Annotated in this window: 15 protein-coding genes and 1 tRNA gene; 11 read left to right on the plus strand and 5 right to left on the minus strand. The window is 67.6% G+C overall.

The genetic code is table 11. The features are described 5' to 3' along the window. Positions 1 to 190: 190 nt before the first annotated feature. On the plus strand, positions 191 to 1,615 hold the full coding sequence (locus tag ACZK4H_RS08800) for a sugar porter family MFS transporter (RefSeq protein WP_099554263.1): 1,425 nt from the start codon (positions 191 to 193) through the stop codon (positions 1,613 to 1,615). Between the two features lie 438 nt (positions 1,616 to 2,053). Here the strand turns inward: ACZK4H_RS08800 and ACZK4H_RS08805 are convergent. Beyond that, positions 2,054 to 2,128 (minus strand) — tRNA-Glu (locus ACZK4H_RS08805). A gap of 52 nt (positions 2,129 to 2,180) precedes the next feature. Between ACZK4H_RS08805 and pcnB the strand changes: the two genes are divergently transcribed. The 7 genes from pcnB (at position 2,181) to pgi (ending at position 8,278) form a co-directional block, all read left to right on the plus strand. Beyond that, on the plus strand, positions 2,181 to 3,560 hold the full coding sequence (gene pcnB, locus ACZK4H_RS08810) for a polynucleotide adenylyltransferase PcnB (RefSeq protein WP_099554321.1): 1,380 nt from the start codon (positions 2,181 to 2,183) through the stop codon (positions 3,558 to 3,560). A 3-nt stretch (positions 3,561 to 3,563) separates the two neighbouring features. Further along, on the plus strand, positions 3,564 to 4,049 hold the full coding sequence (folK, locus tag ACZK4H_RS08815) for a 2-amino-4-hydroxy-6-hydroxymethyldihydropteridine diphosphokinase (protein ID WP_099554261.1): 486 nt from the start codon (positions 3,564 to 3,566) through the stop codon (positions 4,047 to 4,049). A gap of 34 nt (positions 4,050 to 4,083) precedes the next feature. Then, entirely contained in the window at positions 4,084 to 4,899 is an 816-nt protein-coding gene (gene panB / locus ACZK4H_RS08820; protein WP_099554258.1) for a 3-methyl-2-oxobutanoate hydroxymethyltransferase, read from the plus strand. Then, positions 4,896 to 5,735: a pantoate--beta-alanine ligase gene (gene panC / locus ACZK4H_RS08825; protein ID WP_099554257.1), complete on the plus strand. Its 840-nt coding sequence runs from the start codon at positions 4,896 to 4,898 to the stop codon at positions 5,733 to 5,735. The genes panB and panC overlap by 4 nt, the downstream gene beginning before the upstream one ends. 66 nt (positions 5,736 to 5,801) lie before the next feature. Further along, entirely contained in the window at positions 5,802 to 6,299 is a 498-nt protein-coding gene (locus ACZK4H_RS08830; RefSeq protein WP_099554254.1) for a hypothetical protein, read from the plus strand. Between the two features lie 87 nt (positions 6,300 to 6,386). Continuing rightward, positions 6,387 to 6,767, plus strand: a complete 381-nt coding sequence (gene panD / locus ACZK4H_RS08835) for an aspartate 1-decarboxylase (RefSeq protein ID WP_005409061.1) — start codon at positions 6,387 to 6,389, stop codon at positions 6,765 to 6,767. Then, on the plus strand, positions 6,764 to 8,278 hold the full coding sequence (pgi, locus tag ACZK4H_RS08840; protein WP_099554252.1) for a glucose-6-phosphate isomerase: 1,515 nt from the start codon (positions 6,764 to 6,766) through the stop codon (positions 8,276 to 8,278). The genes panD and pgi overlap by 4 nt, the downstream gene beginning before the upstream one ends. Before the next feature lie 102 nt (positions 8,279 to 8,380). Here the strand turns inward: pgi and ACZK4H_RS08845 are convergent, their stop codons facing one another. Then, positions 8,381 to 8,944 (minus strand): response regulator transcription factor, encoded by a 564-nt coding sequence (locus ACZK4H_RS08845; RefSeq protein WP_005409063.1) that lies wholly within the window; start codon positions 8,942 to 8,944, stop codon positions 8,381 to 8,383. After that, on the minus strand, positions 8,941 to 10,167 hold the full coding sequence (locus tag ACZK4H_RS08850; protein ID WP_099554250.1) for an ATP-binding protein: 1,227 nt from the start codon (positions 10,165 to 10,167) through the stop codon (positions 8,941 to 8,943). The genes ACZK4H_RS08845 and ACZK4H_RS08850 overlap by 4 nt, the downstream gene beginning before the upstream one ends. Before the next feature lie 114 nt (positions 10,168 to 10,281). On the opposite strand from ACZK4H_RS08850, the gene ispG reads away from it, so the two are divergent. From ispG to ACZK4H_RS08865, 3 genes are all read left to right on the plus strand, one after another. Then, positions 10,282 to 11,547 carry a flavodoxin-dependent (E)-4-hydroxy-3-methylbut-2-enyl-diphosphate synthase gene (ispG, locus tag ACZK4H_RS08855; protein ID WP_099554248.1) on the plus strand — a complete coding sequence of 422 codons (1,266 nt, stop codon included), beginning with the start codon at positions 10,282 to 10,284 and terminating at the stop codon, positions 11,545 to 11,547. After that, positions 11,528 to 12,277, plus strand: a complete 750-nt coding sequence (locus ACZK4H_RS08860; protein ID WP_099554246.1) for a phosphatase PAP2 family protein — start codon at positions 11,528 to 11,530, stop codon at positions 12,275 to 12,277. Before ispG ends, ACZK4H_RS08860 begins: the two co-directional genes overlap by 20 nt. A gap of 201 nt (positions 12,278 to 12,478) precedes the next feature. Next, positions 12,479 to 13,126 (plus strand): response regulator, encoded by a 648-nt coding sequence (locus ACZK4H_RS08865; RefSeq protein ID WP_099554244.1) that lies wholly within the window; start codon positions 12,479 to 12,481, stop codon positions 13,124 to 13,126. Positions 13,127 to 13,455: 329 nt separating this feature from the next. On the opposite strand, the gene eda is transcribed toward ACZK4H_RS08865, so the two are convergent. Together eda and edd are read right to left on the minus strand one after the other, a co-directional pair. Continuing rightward, the gene (gene eda, locus ACZK4H_RS08870; RefSeq protein WP_478473071.1) at positions 13,456 to 14,115 is read right to left on the minus strand and encodes a bifunctional 4-hydroxy-2-oxoglutarate aldolase/2-dehydro-3-deoxy-phosphogluconate aldolase; all 660 of its coding nucleotides are present in this window, start codon (positions 14,113 to 14,115) and stop codon (positions 13,456 to 13,458) included. A 205-nt stretch (positions 14,116 to 14,320) separates the two neighbouring features. After that, on the minus strand, positions 14,321 to 16,237 hold the full coding sequence (gene edd / locus ACZK4H_RS08875) for a phosphogluconate dehydratase (RefSeq protein ID WP_099554240.1): 1,917 nt from the start codon (positions 16,235 to 16,237) through the stop codon (positions 14,321 to 14,323). Positions 16,238 to 16,256 lie beyond the last annotated feature (19 nt).

The following is a 16,256-nucleotide window of genomic DNA, read 5'->3' on the forward strand; positions in this document are numbered from 1 at the left end:
CTGGGGGTGGATCGATTCCTGAACCCGCCAATTCTAGAACAGGTTGGCCTCCGGTGTCGGCGCAGAGCGGAAATCGGGCGTCTGGCAGGCGCGGCCGTGGCGGTCATTGGCGGCAGGGCAGGGCCTGTGCGACGCTGCGGGGCGATCGGTCACCCGCCGTGGCCGGACTCCCTTCCCAGCAGGATCGTCCATGTCCCAAGCCCAGCCCAGCACCGCGCCCCACGGCGGTGAGAACACTGCATTCATCGTCCTGATCAGCTGCGTGGCCACCCTCGGTGGATTCCTGTTCGGCTTCGACAGTGGTGTCATCAATGGCACGGTCGACGGCCTTCGCCAGGCCTTCAACTCCAGCGAGGCGGCGCTCGGTTTCGAAGTCGCTTCGATGCTGCTGGGGTGCGCCATCGGTGCCTTCCTGGCCGGCTGGCTGGGGGATCGCCTGGGCCGTCGTGGCGTGCTGATCGTGTCGGCGCTGATGTTCCTGGTTTCGGCGCTGGGCGCCGGTGCCGCCCACGCCTCCTGGCTGTTCATTGCTGCACGCGTGCTTGGCGGCTTCGCGGTGGGGGCGGCGAGCGTGATGTCGCCGGCCTACATCGCTGAAGTGGCCTCGGCGCGCTATCGCGGGCGTCTGGCCACCGTGCAGCAGATGGCGATCATCTGCGGCCTGTTCGCGGCGTTCCTCAGCAACTACCTGCTGGCCCGCGCCGCCGGGGCCTCGACCGAGCCGTTGTGGCTGGGCCAGGAGGCCTGGCGCTGGATGTTCTGGATGCAGGCGCTGCCCTCGGGGCTGTTCCTGCTGCTGTTGCTGGTGATTCCCGAAAGCCCGCGCTTCCTGGTCGTGAAGGGGCGCCCGGAGCAGGCGAGGGCGGTGCTGTCGCGCCTGTATGGTGAGGGCACGGCTGCGACCAAGCTGGCCGAGATCGAGGCCAGCCTGGCCCAGGACCAGCACAAGCCACGCTTCGCCGACCTGCGCGACAAGGTCACCGGCAAGCTGCGCCCGATCCTCTGGGTCGGCATCGGCCTGGCGATGTTCCAGCAGCTGGTCGGCATCAACGTGGTGTTCTACTACGGCGCAGTGCTGTGGCAGGCGGTCGGCTTCTCGGAAAGTGACGCGCTGCTGATCAACGTGCTGTCCGGTGCATTGAGCATCGGCGCCTGCCTGCTGACGGTGCTGTTGATCGACCGCATCGGGCGCAGGCCGCTGCTGTGGATCGGTTCGGTCGGCATGTCGGTGGCGCTGGTGCTGATGGTGGTCGCTTTCGCCAGTGGCAGTCTTGCCGACGGTCGCCTGCAGCTGTCCGATGGCATGGGCCGGCTGGCGCTGGTCGCGGCCAATGTCTACGTGGTGTTCTTCAACATGTCCTGGGGCCCGGTGATGTGGGTGATGCTGGGCGAGATGTTCCCCAACCAGATCCGCGGCCCGGCGCTGGCCGTTGCCGGTGCGGCGCAGTGGACCTCGAATTTCGCGATCACCGTTACCTTCCCGATGCTGCTGGCCGGCATCGGCCTGGCCGGTGCCTATGGCATCTATACGGTGGCGGCCATCCTTTCGATCTTCTTCGTGGTCCGCTACGTGCGCGAGACCAAGGGCAAGGAGCTGGAGCAGATGGAAGGCTGACGGCCGGCCTGTGTTTCAGCGCCTCCCTGTTCTGCGGGGAGGTGGCAGGCCAGCCGATCCAGGACACGCCGTAAACCCATCCATGGGGGCTCGATGGCGCCATCCATGGCGCCAACGGTCCTGGATCGGCGGGCCTGCCACCTCTGGTCAGATCATGGGTTGCGCGGACGCAACGCAGCACGTCGGGGTCGAGTTTGCCGTGAGTACGGAAACTGTGAAGAGCGCGGGCAAGGCCATCCAGGGCAGGGCCGTGAGCGCCATGGATGGCGCGACCGAGCCCCCAGGGATGGGTTTACGGCGTGTCCTGCCCTGGATGGCCTTGCCCGAACTCGTTTCGGGAGGGTTGGCGCTACAGCGATCAAGCAGGCGGGGTGCGCCAAATCCGGAAAACAGAAAAGCCCGCACAAGGCGGGCTTTTTCGGTTCCTGCTGCGGCGACTGGCGCTCCCTAGGGGACTCGAACCCCTGTTTTAGCCTTGAGAGGGCCACGTCCTAACCACTAGACGAAGGGAGCGTAACTGTGTCGCTGCCGAGGCAGGAGCGCTAGTATATGCACCTCGATGCCATTGGGCAATCCCGAAACTTCAACCGGAAGCGCCAACATCATTTCCTCTGCTCCATCACCGTTCAGCCTGCGCGTCATCCCGCGCGACCAGCACACGATCTCCCGCAAGGACATCAGCCCGAACGCCCTGCGCGTGCTTTATCGCCTGCGCGATGCCGGCTTCGGCGCCTACCTTGTCGGCGGCGCGGTGCGCGACCTGCTGGTCAATGGCCAACCCAAGGATTTCGACGTGGCCACCGACGCCACGCCCGAACAGGTCAAGCAGCTGTTCCGCAACTGCCGCCTGATCGGCCGCCGCTTCCGCCTCGCCCACGTTGTGTTCGGCCGCGAGATCATCGAAGTCGCCACCTTCCGCGCCAACAGCGATGACGGCAGCGGCGACCGCGAGATGGAAAACGGCATGCTCGTGCGCGACAACGTGTACGGCACCATCGAAGACGACGCCGTCCGCCGCGACTTCACCTGCAACGCCCTGTACTACGCCATCGAGGATTTCTCGGTGCGTGACTACACCGGTGGCTTCGAAGACGTGCAGGCGCGCCTGATGAAGCTCATCGGCGACCCGGTGCAGCGCTACCAGGAAGACCCGGTGCGCATGCTGCGCGCCGTGCGCCTGGCGGCCAAGCTCGGCTTCCAGATCGAAGAGGGCACCGCCGCGCCGATCCCGCAGCTGGCCGGCCTGCTCAACGAAGCCGCACCGGCACGCCTGTTCGAGGAAGTGCTGAAGCTGTTCCTGTCCGGGCACGGCGTGGCCAGCTTCGAAGGCCTGGAGCGTTACGGTCTGCTGGACGTATTGTTCCCGGAAAGCGCAAAGGCGCTGAAGTCCAACCGCACCGGCGCGCTGCGCCGCATGCTGGTCGAGGGCCTGGCCAACACCGATGCACGCGTGGCCAACGACGAGCCGGTCTCGCCGGCGTTCCTGTTCGCGCTGCTGCTGTGGCCTGCGTTCTGCCGCGCGCAGGCGACCCTGCTCAAGCAGGGCGTGGCGCCGGAGGAGGCACAGCGTCGTGCTGCCGACCGTGTGACCGTGCAGCAGCTGAGCACCATCGCATTGCCGCGCCGCTTCTCGCTGCCGATGCAGGAAATCTGGCTGCTGCAGTCGCGCTTCGGCTCTCGCCAGCGCAAGCGCGTGTTCCGTACGCTCACCCACCCGCGCTTCCGCGCGGCGTTCGACTTCCTCAGCCTGCGCCAGGTGGCCTCGGCCGAGCACGCTGCCGATGTTGAATTCTGGCGTGAGGCACAGGCCCAGTCCGGCCGCGAGTTGGAATCGTCGCTGGATGCGATGCACAGCGAAGAGGGCGATGACGAGAACGGAGCACCGCGCAAGCGTCGCCGTCGTCGTCGCCGCCCGGGTGCCTCGGCCGGTGCGGCTGGCGAATAAGCCATGACGCCTGCGTGGATCGGCCTCGGCGCCAATCTCGGCGATGCGGCCACGACTGTCGGCGCGGCGATCACCGCGCTGGACGGCCTGCCCGGGACGCGTGTGCTGCAGGCCTCGCGCCTGTACGCAACGCCGGCCTGGGGCAATGAAGACCAGCCACCGTTCGTCAACGCGGTGGCCGCGGTCGAAACCTCACTGGCTGCCGATGGACTGCTGCAGGCGATGCTGGCGCTGGAGCAGCGCTTTGGGCGCGTACGTGATGCGGCGGTGCACTGGGGGCCGCGCGCGCTGGACCTGGACCTGCTGCTGTATGGCGCTCAGGTGCTTGACCTGCCCGGCCTGCAGGTGCCGCATCCCTACATGCACGAGCGCGCCTTCGTGTTGGTGCCGCTGGCCGAAATCGCGCCGGATCTGGCCATTCCCGGGCATGGCCGCGTGCGGGATGCAGTGATGCGGGTGGATGCCTGCGGGATCGCGCCGATAGGGTGATAATGCCCGGGTTATCTCCCCCGGTTATCAGCACATGAGCACCCACGCAGACAGCAAGCCCTGGACCGTTCCCGCCCTGGCCGAGGCCAAGCGCAATGGCCAGAAGCTGGTCATGTTGACCGCCTACGACGCTGGCTTCGCCCGCACCTTCGATGCCAATGGCATCGACCTGATCCTGATAGGCGATTCGCTGGGCATGGTCGTGCAGGGCCATGATTCGACCCTGCCGGTGACCGTGGCCGACATGGTCTACCACACCCGCGCCGTGGCCCGCGTGCTGCAGCGTGCACTGCTGGTGGCCGACCTGCCGTTCGGCGCCGATGCCACCCCGGAACGCGCGCTGGATGCCTCGCTGCAGCTGCTGCAGGCCGGTGCCGAGATGGTCAAGATCGAAGGTGCCGGTTTCAAGGTCGACATCATCCGCTACCTGGTCGAGCGCGAGATTCCGGTCTGCGCGCATCTGGGCCTGACCCCGCAGTCGGTGCTGCGCCTGGGCGGCTTCAAGATCCAGGGGCGTGGCGATGCCGCGCGCCAGCTGGTGGAGGATGCCAAGGCCGTGGCGGCCGCAGGCGCCAGCATCATGGTGCTCGAATGCGTGCCGACCCCGGTCGCTGCGGAAGTGACCGCGGCGGTGGATGTGCCGACCATCGGCATCGGTGCCGGCCCCCGGTGCGATGGCCAGGTGCTTGTGCTGCACGATTTCCTCGGCCTGGACAGTGGCCATCGCCGTCCCAAGTTCGTCAAGGATTTCCTTGCCGAGGGCGGTTCGGTGGCCGGTGCCACCCGCGCCTATGCCGACGCTGTGCGCGACGGCAGCTTCCCCGACGAACAGCACGCCTACGCCCAATGATCCAGACCTTCAACGAGCTCGGCGCACTGCGCGGGCAGATCGCCCAGTGGAAGCGCGAGGGCCTGCGCGTGGCGCTGGTGCCGACCATGGGCAACCTGCATGGCGGCCACCATTCGCTGGTGACCCTGGCCCGCCAGTACGCCGACAGGGTGGTGGCCAGCATCTTCGTCAACCCGACCCAGTTCGGGCCGAACGAGGACTTCAGCCGCTACCCGCGCACGCCCGAGGCCGACGTGGCCGGGCTGGAGCAGGCCGGCTGCGATGCGGTGTGGCTGCCCAGCGTCGAGGCGATGTATCCGCTGGGCGTGGACAAGACCACGCAGATGCACGCGCCCGGCGTCAGTGAAGTGCTGGAAGGCGCCAGCCGACCGGGACACTTCGATGGCGTCTGCACGGTGGTGGCGCGCCTGTTCCTGCAGGTGCAGCCGGACGTGGCCGTGTTCGGCCGCAAGGACTACCAGCAGCTGGCGGTGATCCGGCAGATGGTGGCCGAGCTGTCGTTCCCGATCCAGATCGTCGGTGCTGACATCGTGCGCGACGAGGATGGCCTGGCCAAGAGTTCGCGCAACCAGTACCTGAGTGCCGATCAGCGCCCGGTCGCGACCAGCATCCACCGCACTCTGCTGGGCATGCGCGAAGGCTACGTGGCCGGGCAGGCACGTGATCGCATCGAGGCCGACGCCACGGCGGCATTGCAGGCGGCCGGTTTCCAGGTCGATTACGCGGTGCTGCGCACCCCTGAGCTGGCCGAACCGACCTTCGACGGCGGCGGCCGCGTGGCGCTGATCGCCGCGCGCCTGGGCACGACACGCCTGATCGACAACCTGGAATTCTGAGCCGCACCTGGCTCCCGGGCGCCCCCACGGGGCGCCTCTCGCCATCCCACGGACGGGAGACTGGAAATGAAAGAACCGAACACTGGGGCGGGTCGCCTCGCTCAGGCCTCGATCCTGGCGGTGCTGGCGGCAGGCATGTTGCCGGCCCAGCTGTTCGGCGGCCTGTTGTTCGCACTCGAGTTCACGCGCACGCCGGTACCTGCGCTCACCGGCGGGGGGCTGATGTTCGTGCTGGCGGCCTGCAACGCGATTGCCGTGCTGCTGCCGATGGCGTTGATCCAGCAGTCTCAGCAACGCCTGCGCCGGGTGGGTTTCCTGCTGGTCGGTTTCGGGCTGGGCGCGCTGGCCATGGCCACCTGCGCCTGGCCGGGCGCGGACAATGGTCCACTGCTGCAGCGCCTGCGCTATGTCGACACCTTCGACGTGATCAGCTACGCCCTGCAGGTGCTGGCTGCGGGGGGCTTCGGCCTGGTCGCCGGGCTGGCCTTCCATACGGTGTTCCGGCTGTCACTGGAGGGCAGTTCCGGGCATGCCGCGCCGCCGCCGCCGGGCGAGGGCGCCTGAACGGCCTTCAGCGTCCTGCAGCCGCCCCCTGACGATGGCCAAGCGGGTGCTAGAATCCGCTCTTTCCTTTGCCGTTGCAGCGCCCCCATGCACCTGTCCCTGCTCAAGACCAAGATCCACCGCGCCACCGTCACCCATTCCGAGCTGAACTACGAAGGCTCGATCGCCATCGATGACAACCTGCTGGCTGCCACCGGCATCCGCGAGTTCGAGCAGGTGCACATCTGGGACGTGACCAATGGTGCGCGCTTCTCGACCTATGCCATCCGCGCCGAAGCCGGCAGCGGCGTTGTCTCGCTCAACGGTGGCGCTGCGCGCCACGTGCAGGTTGGTGACATCATCATCATTGCCGCGTTCGCCAGCATGACCGAGCAGGAAGCCGACAGCTTCAAGCCGAAGCTGGTGTACGTTGATGGCAAGAACCAGATCACCCACACCAACGACACGATCCCGACCCAGGCCGCATGACAACGAACAACGGATTCGACTCGCTGCATTCCCACGCCCAGCGCCTGAAGGGCGCAAGCATCCCCAGCCTTTTCGCCGCCGAGCCCGGCCGCGTGCAGGACCTGGCGCTGCGGGTCGGTCCGTTGTACGTCAACTTCGCCCGGCAGAAATACGATGCCGCGGCGTTGCAGGCATTGCTGGCTTTGGCCGCCGAACGTGATGTCGGCGGTGCCATCACGCGCCTGTTCCGTGGTGAGCAGGTCAATCTGACCGAAGGTCGCGCCGCACTGCACACCGCACTGCGCGGCGACGTGGTTGATGCGCCGGTTGCCGCCGAGGCCTATGCCACCGCGCGCGAAATCCGCCAGCGCATGGGCGTGCTGGTGCGCGCGCTGGAAGACAGCGGCGTCACCGACGTGGTCAGCGTCGGCATCGGCGGTTCCGATCTCGGTCCGCGCCTGGTCGCCGATGCGCTGCGCCCGGTCAGCGGTGCGCGCCTGCGTGTGCATTTCGTGTCGAATGTGGACGGCGCCGCCATGCAGCGCACGCTGGCTGCGCTGGATCCGGCCAGGACCGCTGGCATCCTGATCTCCAAGACCTTCGGCACCCAGGAAACCCTTCTCAACGGCCAGATCCTGCACGACTGGCTGGGTGGCAGCGAGCGCCTGTACGCGGTCAGCGCCAATCCGGAACGTGCGGCCAAGGCGTTCGCCATTGCCGCCGATCGCGTGCTGCCGATGTGGGACTGGGTGGGGGGCCGTTATTCGCTGTGGTCGGCGGTTGGTTTCCCGATCGCGCTGGCCATTGGTTTCGAGCGTTTCGAGCAGCTGCTGGAAGGTGCTGCGCAGATGGATGCGCATGCACTGGATGCGCCGCTGGAGCGCAATCTGCCGGTGCTGCACGGCCTGACCGACATCTGGAACCGCAACCTGCTGGGTCATGCCACGCATGCGGTGATGACCTACGACCAGCGCCTGGCGCTGTTGCCGGCCTACCTGCAGCAGCTGGTGATGGAAAGCCTGGGCAAGCGCGTGCAGCGTGACGGCCAGCCGGTCACCACCGATACCGTGCCGGTGTGGTGGGGCGGGGCAGGTACCGACGTGCAGCACAGTTTCTTCCAGGCGCTGCACCAGGGCACCAGCATCGTTCCGGCCGATTTCATCGGCTGCGTGCACAACGATGATCCGTACACGATCAATCACCAGGCGCTGCTGGCCAACCTGCTGGCGCAGACCGAAGCGCTGGCCAATGGCCAGAGCAGCGATGATCCGCACCGCGATTATCCGGGGGGGCGCCCGAGTACGCTGATCCTGCTCGACGCGCTGACCCCGCAGGCGCTGGGCGCGTTGATCGCCATGTACGAACACGCGGTGTACGTGCAGTCGGTGATCTGGAACATCAATGCCTTCGACCAGTTCGGTGTTGAACTGGGCAAGCAGCTGGCCAGTGGCCTGTTGCCGGCGCTGCAGGGCGAGGACGTGGCGGTTGCCGATCCGATGACCCGCGAGATCCTGGCGCAGTTGAAGCGCTGATGCCCTGGTAGTGCCGGCCGCTGGCCGGCATTCCGGCGATGCGCCCGCCGTTCATGGGGTTGCCGGCCAGCGGCCGGCACTACCGGTGGACGGCGTGGCGTCTCACCGGCTCGGGTCGCGTTCCGGGCTCGGCCGCTTGGCCAGCTTGCGCTGCAGCGAACGCCGGTGCATGCCGAGCAGGCGTGCGGCCGCCGAGACATTGCCGCCGGTTTCGTGCATCGCCTGCTGGATGTGTTCCCACTGCAGGCGGCTGATCGGCGTCATCGCGTCGGGCACTTCCATTTCGCCATCGTCGGCCGGGCCGTCATCCTCCTCGCCCAGGGCGCGCAGGATCATCGGGACCGTGGCCGGCTTTGGCAGATAGTCGTCGGCCCCGAGCTTGATCGCTTCCACCGCGGTGGCGATGCTGGCGTAGCCGGTGACCAGCAGGATCCGCATGTCCGCGCGCAGGGCACGTAACGGCTGGATCAGCGCCAGGCCGGAGTCGCTGCCCAGCTTCAGGTCGATCAGGGCGAACGCCGGCGGGTGCTGGCGGGCCAATGCCAGCGCGCTGGCCGCATCCTGCGCGGTCTGCGTTTCAAGCCCCTTGCGGGCCAGGCTGCGCTGCAGGGTGCGCAGATACAGTTCGTCGTCGTCGACCAGCAGGCCGAGGGTTGAGGCGCTCATGGGGTTTCCTCGCGTGGGGCCAGCGGCAGGCGGAAGCCGACGCGGCTGCCGGCCCCCTGGGCCGGGCGCATCCACATCTCGCCGTCGAGGCGTTCGATCGTGGCATGGGACAGGGCCAGGCCGACGCCCATGCCTTCACTCTTGCTGCTGCCGAACAGCTTGCCCGGCAGTACCGCGGCGCGGGCATTGAAGCCGTGGCCGTAGTCGCGGACTTCGCCGATCAGGTCGTCGCCTTCGATGCGCAGGTCCAGGTCCACGCGCGGCCGGCCGGCCTGTTCGCCGGCATCGGCGGCATTGTTGAGCAGGACCATCAGCAGGTGGCCCACGCCCGGATCAAGCGGCAGCCGCAGCGGTGCATCGTCGTTGCGGTGCAGATCGATGGTCGGACGCACCAGGCGCCACTGCTCGAGCACCTGCTGGGCGCTGGAATGGCTGCGTCCGGGCGCATCGGCCGAGGCAGGTGCAGCCAGCGCCAGCACGCGCTCGCGGCACTGCACCAGCAGCTCGCGCAGCGTTTCCATGTCCTCGCGTACTTCCGGTTCTTCACTGCGCTCGGCCACGTCGTCGGCGAGCAGGGTCATGGTCGCCAGCGGTGTGTTCAGTTCATGCGCCACCGAAGCGGCATGGGTGGCCAGGGCGACGATGCCTTCGTTGCGGGCGAAGCGTTCGCGCAGTGCCGACAGCTCCAGTTCGCGCTGGCGCAGCGCCAGCGCCAGCCGGGTGGAGAAGGCCAACACCACTGCGGCAGAAATCAGGAAGTTGGCGACCACGCCCCAGCGGTTGAGGTCCTGTGCGCGGAAGTAGCCGTCCGGCAGGGGCTGGCCGAAGATGCCGCTGCTGGCGTAGCCGAGCAGGCAGGCCAGTGCCACCGCCAGCGCCCAGCGCAGGGGCAGGGCGAATGCGGCCAGTGCGATCAGGATCAGGAACAGCGAACTGAACGGATTGGCCATGCCGCCACTCCAGCCCACCATCCAGGTCAGGATGATCACGTCCACCAGGATGTGGCCGAACGCGGTCAGCGGCGCGGTGTCGGCTGCTTCCGGACGCAGCTGGGTGTAGATGTTGAACAGGGCCAGCACCGCCACGCCGGCCCACAGTGGAAGCTGCGGCAACGGCAGCCCCAACACCCAGGTGGCGACCAGGATGGTGGCGGCCTGGCCGCCTACGGCAAGCCAGCGCAGGCTGCACAGGGTACGGAGAAACGGGGCGTCGGGACCGGTCATGCACGCTCATCGTATGCGTTCACGCGTGCACGTGCCTGCGACAATCGGCCGCAGCCGTGCCGCCGGCTGAATGCGAGTCACCCCGAATGCTGGGCCGGGCGGTAGAATGCGCCCATGCACGACGCCGTCACCCGCCCGACTCCGCCCTCCGATGCCACTGCCTGGCCGCGCCGCCAGACCCATGCCGTCCAGATCGGCGGGGTCACCGTGGGTGGAGGCAAGCCGGTGGTGGTGCAGTCGATGACCAATACCGACACCTCCGACGTCGCCTCCAGCGTGAAGCAGGTGGCTGAGCTGTGGCGTGCCGGTTCGGAGATGGTGCGATTGACCGTCAACACCGTTGAGGCCGCCGCCGCCATTCCGCGCATCGTCGACAAGCTGGCGATGATGGGCATCGACGTGCCGCTGATCGGTGATTTCCACTACAACGGCCATCAGCTGCTGACCGCCGAACCCGCGTGTGCCGAAGCACTGGCCAAGTACCGCATCAACCCGGGCAACGTCGGCTTCGGCAAGAAGAAGGACCTGCAGTTCGCCCAACTGATCGAGTTCGCGATCCGCTACAACAAGCCGGTGCGCATCGGCGCCAACTGGGGCTCGCTGGACCAGGCCCTGGCGGCGAAGCTGATGGACGAGAACAACCTGCGCGAACAGCCCTGGGACGCCGGCCGCGTGCTGCGCGAGGCGCTGATCCGCTCGGCGCTGGATTCGGCCGAGCAGGCGGTGGAACTGGGCCTGCCGCGCGATCGCATCGTGCTGTCGGCCAAGGTCAGTGGCGTGCAGGAGCTGATCGCGGTGTACCGCGACCTGGCGCAGCGCTCCGACTTCGCCCTGCACCTGGGCCTGACCGAAGCGGGTATCGGCAGCAAGGGCATCGTGGCATCGTCCGCGGCGCTGAGCGTGCTGCTGCAGGAAGGCATCGGTGACACCATCCGCATCTCGCTGACCCCGGAACCGGGCCAGTCGCGCACGCAGGAAGTGATCGTCGCCCAGGAACTGCTGCAGACCACGGGCCAGCGTGCCTTCACGCCGCTGGTCACGGCCTGCCCGGGTTGCGGCCGCACCACCTCCGAGTTCTTCCAGGAGCTGGCCAAGGTGGTGCAGAACCACGTGCGCGAGAAGATGCCGCTGTGGAAGATCCACCACCCGGGTGCGGAAAACATGACCCTGGCGGTGATGGGCTGCATCGTCAACGGGCCGGGCGAGTCGCGTCATGCCAACATCGGCATCTCGCTGCCGGGCACGGGTGAAACGCCTGCGGCGCCGGTATTCGTCGATGGCGAGAAGAAGGTGACCCTGCGTGGCGACAACATCGCCCAGGAGTTCGTCGCCCTGATCGACGATTACGTCGAACACACGTATGTCCGAAGCGCCGGATAAGCCTGCGATCCTCGCTGCACCGGAGTCCGCCTCCGGTTTCCGCCACTGGATGGCGCGCAACGCCTGGCGCCTGGTCCTGCTGTTCGGTGGCGTGCTGCTGCCGCTGGCGGGCTTTGTTGCCCTGGCCGACGAAGTGCACGAATTTGAATCGTTCCATTTCGACGCACCCCTGCTGTGGCAGATGCATGGCCTGCATTCGCCGTGGCTAGACCGCTTCTTCGTGCTCATTTCGAAACTGGGCTATGAGTGGTTCCTGATCCCGGCAGACGTGCTGATCATCGGCGCGCTGCTGGGCTACCGGCGCTGGCGTGAGGCGACCTTCGTCGCGGTCAGCTTCGTGGGGTCGGCGCTGCTGAACATGGGCAGCAAGCAGTTCTTCCAGCGCCAGCGCCCCAGCCTGTGGGAATCGATCGCGCCGGAATCGACATTCAGTTTCCCCAGTGGGCATGCGATGGGTTCGATGACCCTGGCGGTCACCCTGGTGCTGCTGGCCTGGAACACCCGCTGGCGCTGGCCGGTACTGATGCTGGCGCCCGCGTTCAGCCTGTTGGTCAGCGTGTCGCGGGTCTACCTGGGGGTGCACTACCCCTCCGACATCCTGGCCGGATGGTGTGCGGCGCTGGTTTGGGTGGTAGGGTGCTATCTGGTCATGTTCAGTCGCCGGCACCCATGGCGACGTCACGGCTCGCCGCCAGCGAAGGCCAGCGAAGCATCATCACAGGGGGATTGACGTGGATGGCCCTTCCGGGACGTCTACGTGATAGATCAGTTGTTTCGTTGCAGCAGGTTCTGCAAGACAGGGGGCAAGCACAACGCGCGGTACTGTGATGCGCAAGGCAGATTGCCGGGGTCGCATTCCGAACGCGCTTGCAGGGGTATCGGCACCCTGCCTAGCTTGACCTGCAATGGCCGCATTCGAAGAGGTACGTGAATGACGATTCGAGTCTACCTGGTGGATGACCACGCGCTGGTCCGCACCGGTATGAAGATGATTCTGTCGGGGGAAACCGACATCGAGGTGGTGGGCGAAGCCGAGACCGGCGAGGACGCGCTGCGCGAGGTCCGCCAGCTGTTGCCGGACGTGGTGCTGTGCGATCTGCATCTGCCGGGCGTGAGCGGCATGGAAGTGACCGAGCGCATCGTCCGCAGCCACCGCAATACCCGCGTGGTGATCGTGTCGGTACTGGAAGACGGCCCGCTGCCCAAGCGCCTGCTCGAAGCCGGCGCGGCCGGCTACATCGGCAAGGGCTGCGATGCGCAGGAACTGCTGGGTGCGGTGCGTGATGTGGCGGCCGGTCGGCGCTACCTGGGCACCAGCATCGCGCAGAATCTGGCGCTGTCGACGGTGGAGGGCAATGGTTCGCCGTTCGACAGCCTGTCGCCGCGCGAGCTGGAGGTGGCGCTGCTGCTGACCCAGGGCCTGCGCCAGGAAGACATCGCGCGGCGCCTGAGCCTGAGTGCGAAGACGGTGAACACGCACAAGGCGCGGCTGTTCGAGAAGATGGGGATCCACGACAACATCGCGTTGGCGCGGATGGCCAGCCAGTACGGGCTGGTGGATCCGGCACGGCCGCTGTAAGGGGTTCGGCCAACGGCGAAGCCCCTCGCGATGCGCGGCAGGATTCGTGGGGTTGGCCCTGCGGAGGGATTGCGCAGGGGACGCCGTGAATCCATCCCTGGAGGCTCGGGCGCGCCATCCATGGCGCTTACGCCCCTGCGCAATCCCTCCGCAGGGCCACGGACAGGTTCCGTGCGCCGCTACCGCGGAATGAAGAAGGAAGAGCAGGAGCGGGTCGCGCGCTTTGCGCGCTCGTTGCCCGGGGGCGGATCACTTTCCCGGTGGGAAAGGCTCTGACCCCTGATGATGCCGGAGCCGAGCATGGGCTCGGCTCTACACCTTTGTCGGGCTCAGTGGCCGCGCACGCGCTGGATGATCCTGGCGGCGTCTGCGGCGCTGGCGCGCACCTTGTCCCATTCGCCGTTGGCGATCCAGTTGCCCGGCACCATCCACGAACCGCCGATGCAGACCACGTTCTTCTGCTCGAGGTATTCGGCGGCGGTGTTTTCGGTGATGCCGCCGGTCGGGCACAGCTTCAGGTCCGCCACCGGCCCGGCCAGTCCCTTGATCATCGCCAGCCCGCCCACGGCCGTGGCCGGGAACAGCTTGCACACGCGGAAGCCGCGGGCGTAGAGCGACAGCAGCTCGGTCGGCGTCGCCGCACCCGGCACCACCGGCAGCGGTGCGGCGGCCAGTGCGTCGGCCAGTACCGGCGGCGTACCCGGGGTCACCAGGAAGTCCGCGCCCGCATCGATCGACTGCTGCATCTGCTCCACGGTCAGCACCGTACCAGCACCCACCACCACATCCGGCAGCTCACGCTTGAGCATCGCCAGCGCTTCCATCGCCACCGGCGTACGCAGCGTCAGCTCGATGGCCGGCAGTCCGCCTTCCAGCAGCGCCGCACTGACCGCACGCGCCTGGTCCACCGTATGAATCGTCACCACCGGCAGGATGCCCGCCGCATGCAACAGCTCCGCCGCCTTCACCTGATGTTGTTCGATACCCATGCTTTTGCCCTTGCCTTTGCTCTTCTTGATTCAGTGGCCGCAGCGCAAATGACGCGCCGGGAATTGTCCAAGGGCAGTAGAGCGCCCTGGCCGGGACCGTGAGCGGCATGGATGCCGCGATCGAGCCCTCATGGATGGGTTTACGGCGTGTCCCGGCCAGGGCGCTCTACTGCCCAAGCCGGGAAGCCTGCCGCGGCTTTTCGCTTCAGGCGTCCTTCGCCTCGTGCGGCGCCGCCGCCGCCGCGGCATCGTGCCCCAGCTCGTATTCCGCGTCGTACTCCCACGGCCCGCCATCGGCCGCCGCCGGCCCGCACGAAATCGAAATCGCGCCCTGGTCGGCCGGACCCACCACGCGACGGTTGATCGCGAACAGATTGCGGCCCAGGTCATGCGCGGCCGGTGCGGTGTTCGGTGCCAGCGGACGTGCGGCCCATTCCGCCGCATCGACCAGCACTTCCAGCGTGCCGGCTTCGCCATCCAGGCGGATCATGTCGCCCTCGCGGACCTTGGCAAGCGGGCCACCGCGCGCCGCTTCCGGCGTCACGTGGATCGCCGCTGGGATCTTGCCCGAGGCACCGGACAGGCGCCCGTCGGTGACCAGCGCCACGCGCCGGCCCTGGTTCTGCAGCAGGCCCAGCAGCGGCGCCAGCGAATGCAGTTCCGGCATGCCGTTCGCACGCGGGCCCTGGTAACGCACCACCGCCACGAAATGCTCGGGCAGCAGGCCACCGGCGTGCAGCTTGTTCAACACCTGCGGTGCATCGACCACCACCGCCGGTGCTTCGATCGTGCGGTACTGCGGCTTCACCGCCGACAGCTTGATCAGCGACTTGCCGAGGTTGCCGCGCAGCAGGCGCAGGCCACCCTGGTGCTCGAACGGGTTGTCGACGCCGCGCACCACTTCGTCATCGGCGCTGCGTTCCAGGCCCGGCAGATAGACCAGCTGGCCATCGCGCAGCTGCGGTTCGCGTGCGTAGTCGGCCATGCCGCCGCGCGCCACGCTGACCAGATCGCCGTGCATCAGGCCGGCCTTGATCAGCTCGCCGAACACGAACGCCGGGCCACCGGCAGCCGCGAAGCGGTTCACGTCGGCCTCGCCGTTCGGATAGACGCGGGCCAGCAGCGGGATCAGCTGTGATAGTTCGTCGAAGTCGTCCCAGGTCAGCACGATGCCGGCCGCACGCGCCACCGCGATCCAGTGGATGGTGTGGTTGGTGGAACCGCCGGTGGCCATCAGCGCGATGACTGCGTTGATGATCGCGCGCTCGTCGATGATCCGGCCCAGCGGACGGAAGTCGTCAGCGAGCGCGGTGATGTCCAGTGCACGTTCGGTCGCTTCGCGGGTCAGCGCGTCGCGCAGCGGCGTGCCCGGATTGACGAACGACGCGCCCGGCAGCTGCACGCCCATTGCTTCCAGCAGCACCTGGTTGGAGTTGGCCGTGCCGTAGAAGGTGCAGGTGCCGGCGCCGTGGTACGACGCGGACTCGGCTTCCAGCAGTTCTTCGCGGGTGGCTTCGCCGGCGGCGTAGCGCTCGCGCACTTCGGCTTTCTGCTTGTTGGGGATGCCCGGGGTCATCGGGCCGGCCGGTACGAACACCGCCGGCAGATGGCCGAACGCCAGCGCACCGATCAGCAGGCCGGGCACGATCTTGTCGCAGACGCCGAGGTAGACGGTGGTATCGAACATGTCATGGCTGAGGCCGATCGCCGTGGCCTGGGCAATGACATCGCGCGAGAACAGCGACAGCTCCATGCCGCCGCGGCCCTGGGTGACGCCGTCGCACATCGCCGGAACGGCGCCGGCCACCTGTGCAGTGGCGCCCAGCTCGCGGGCGATCTCGCGGATCTGCTCGGGATAGGTCTCGAACGGCTGGTGCGCCGACAGCATGTCGTTGTAGGCGGTGATGATGCCCAGGTTGGGCGTCATGCCGCCGCGCAGGCGGCTCTTGTCGGTGCCGCCGCAGGCGGCGAACCCGTGCGCGAGGTTGCCGCAGCTCAGGCGGCTGCGGAACGGGCCCTCGCGCAGGGAGGCGTCGATCGCGGCCAGATAGGCGGCACGCGAGGCGGCGCTGCGGCGGATGACGCGCTCAGTGATGGCTTGCAGTTGCGGATGGAGGCTCATTGGCTACCGGCGTTCGTGG

The organism is Stenotrophomonas sp. 78350_Sma (assembly GCF_056482105.1).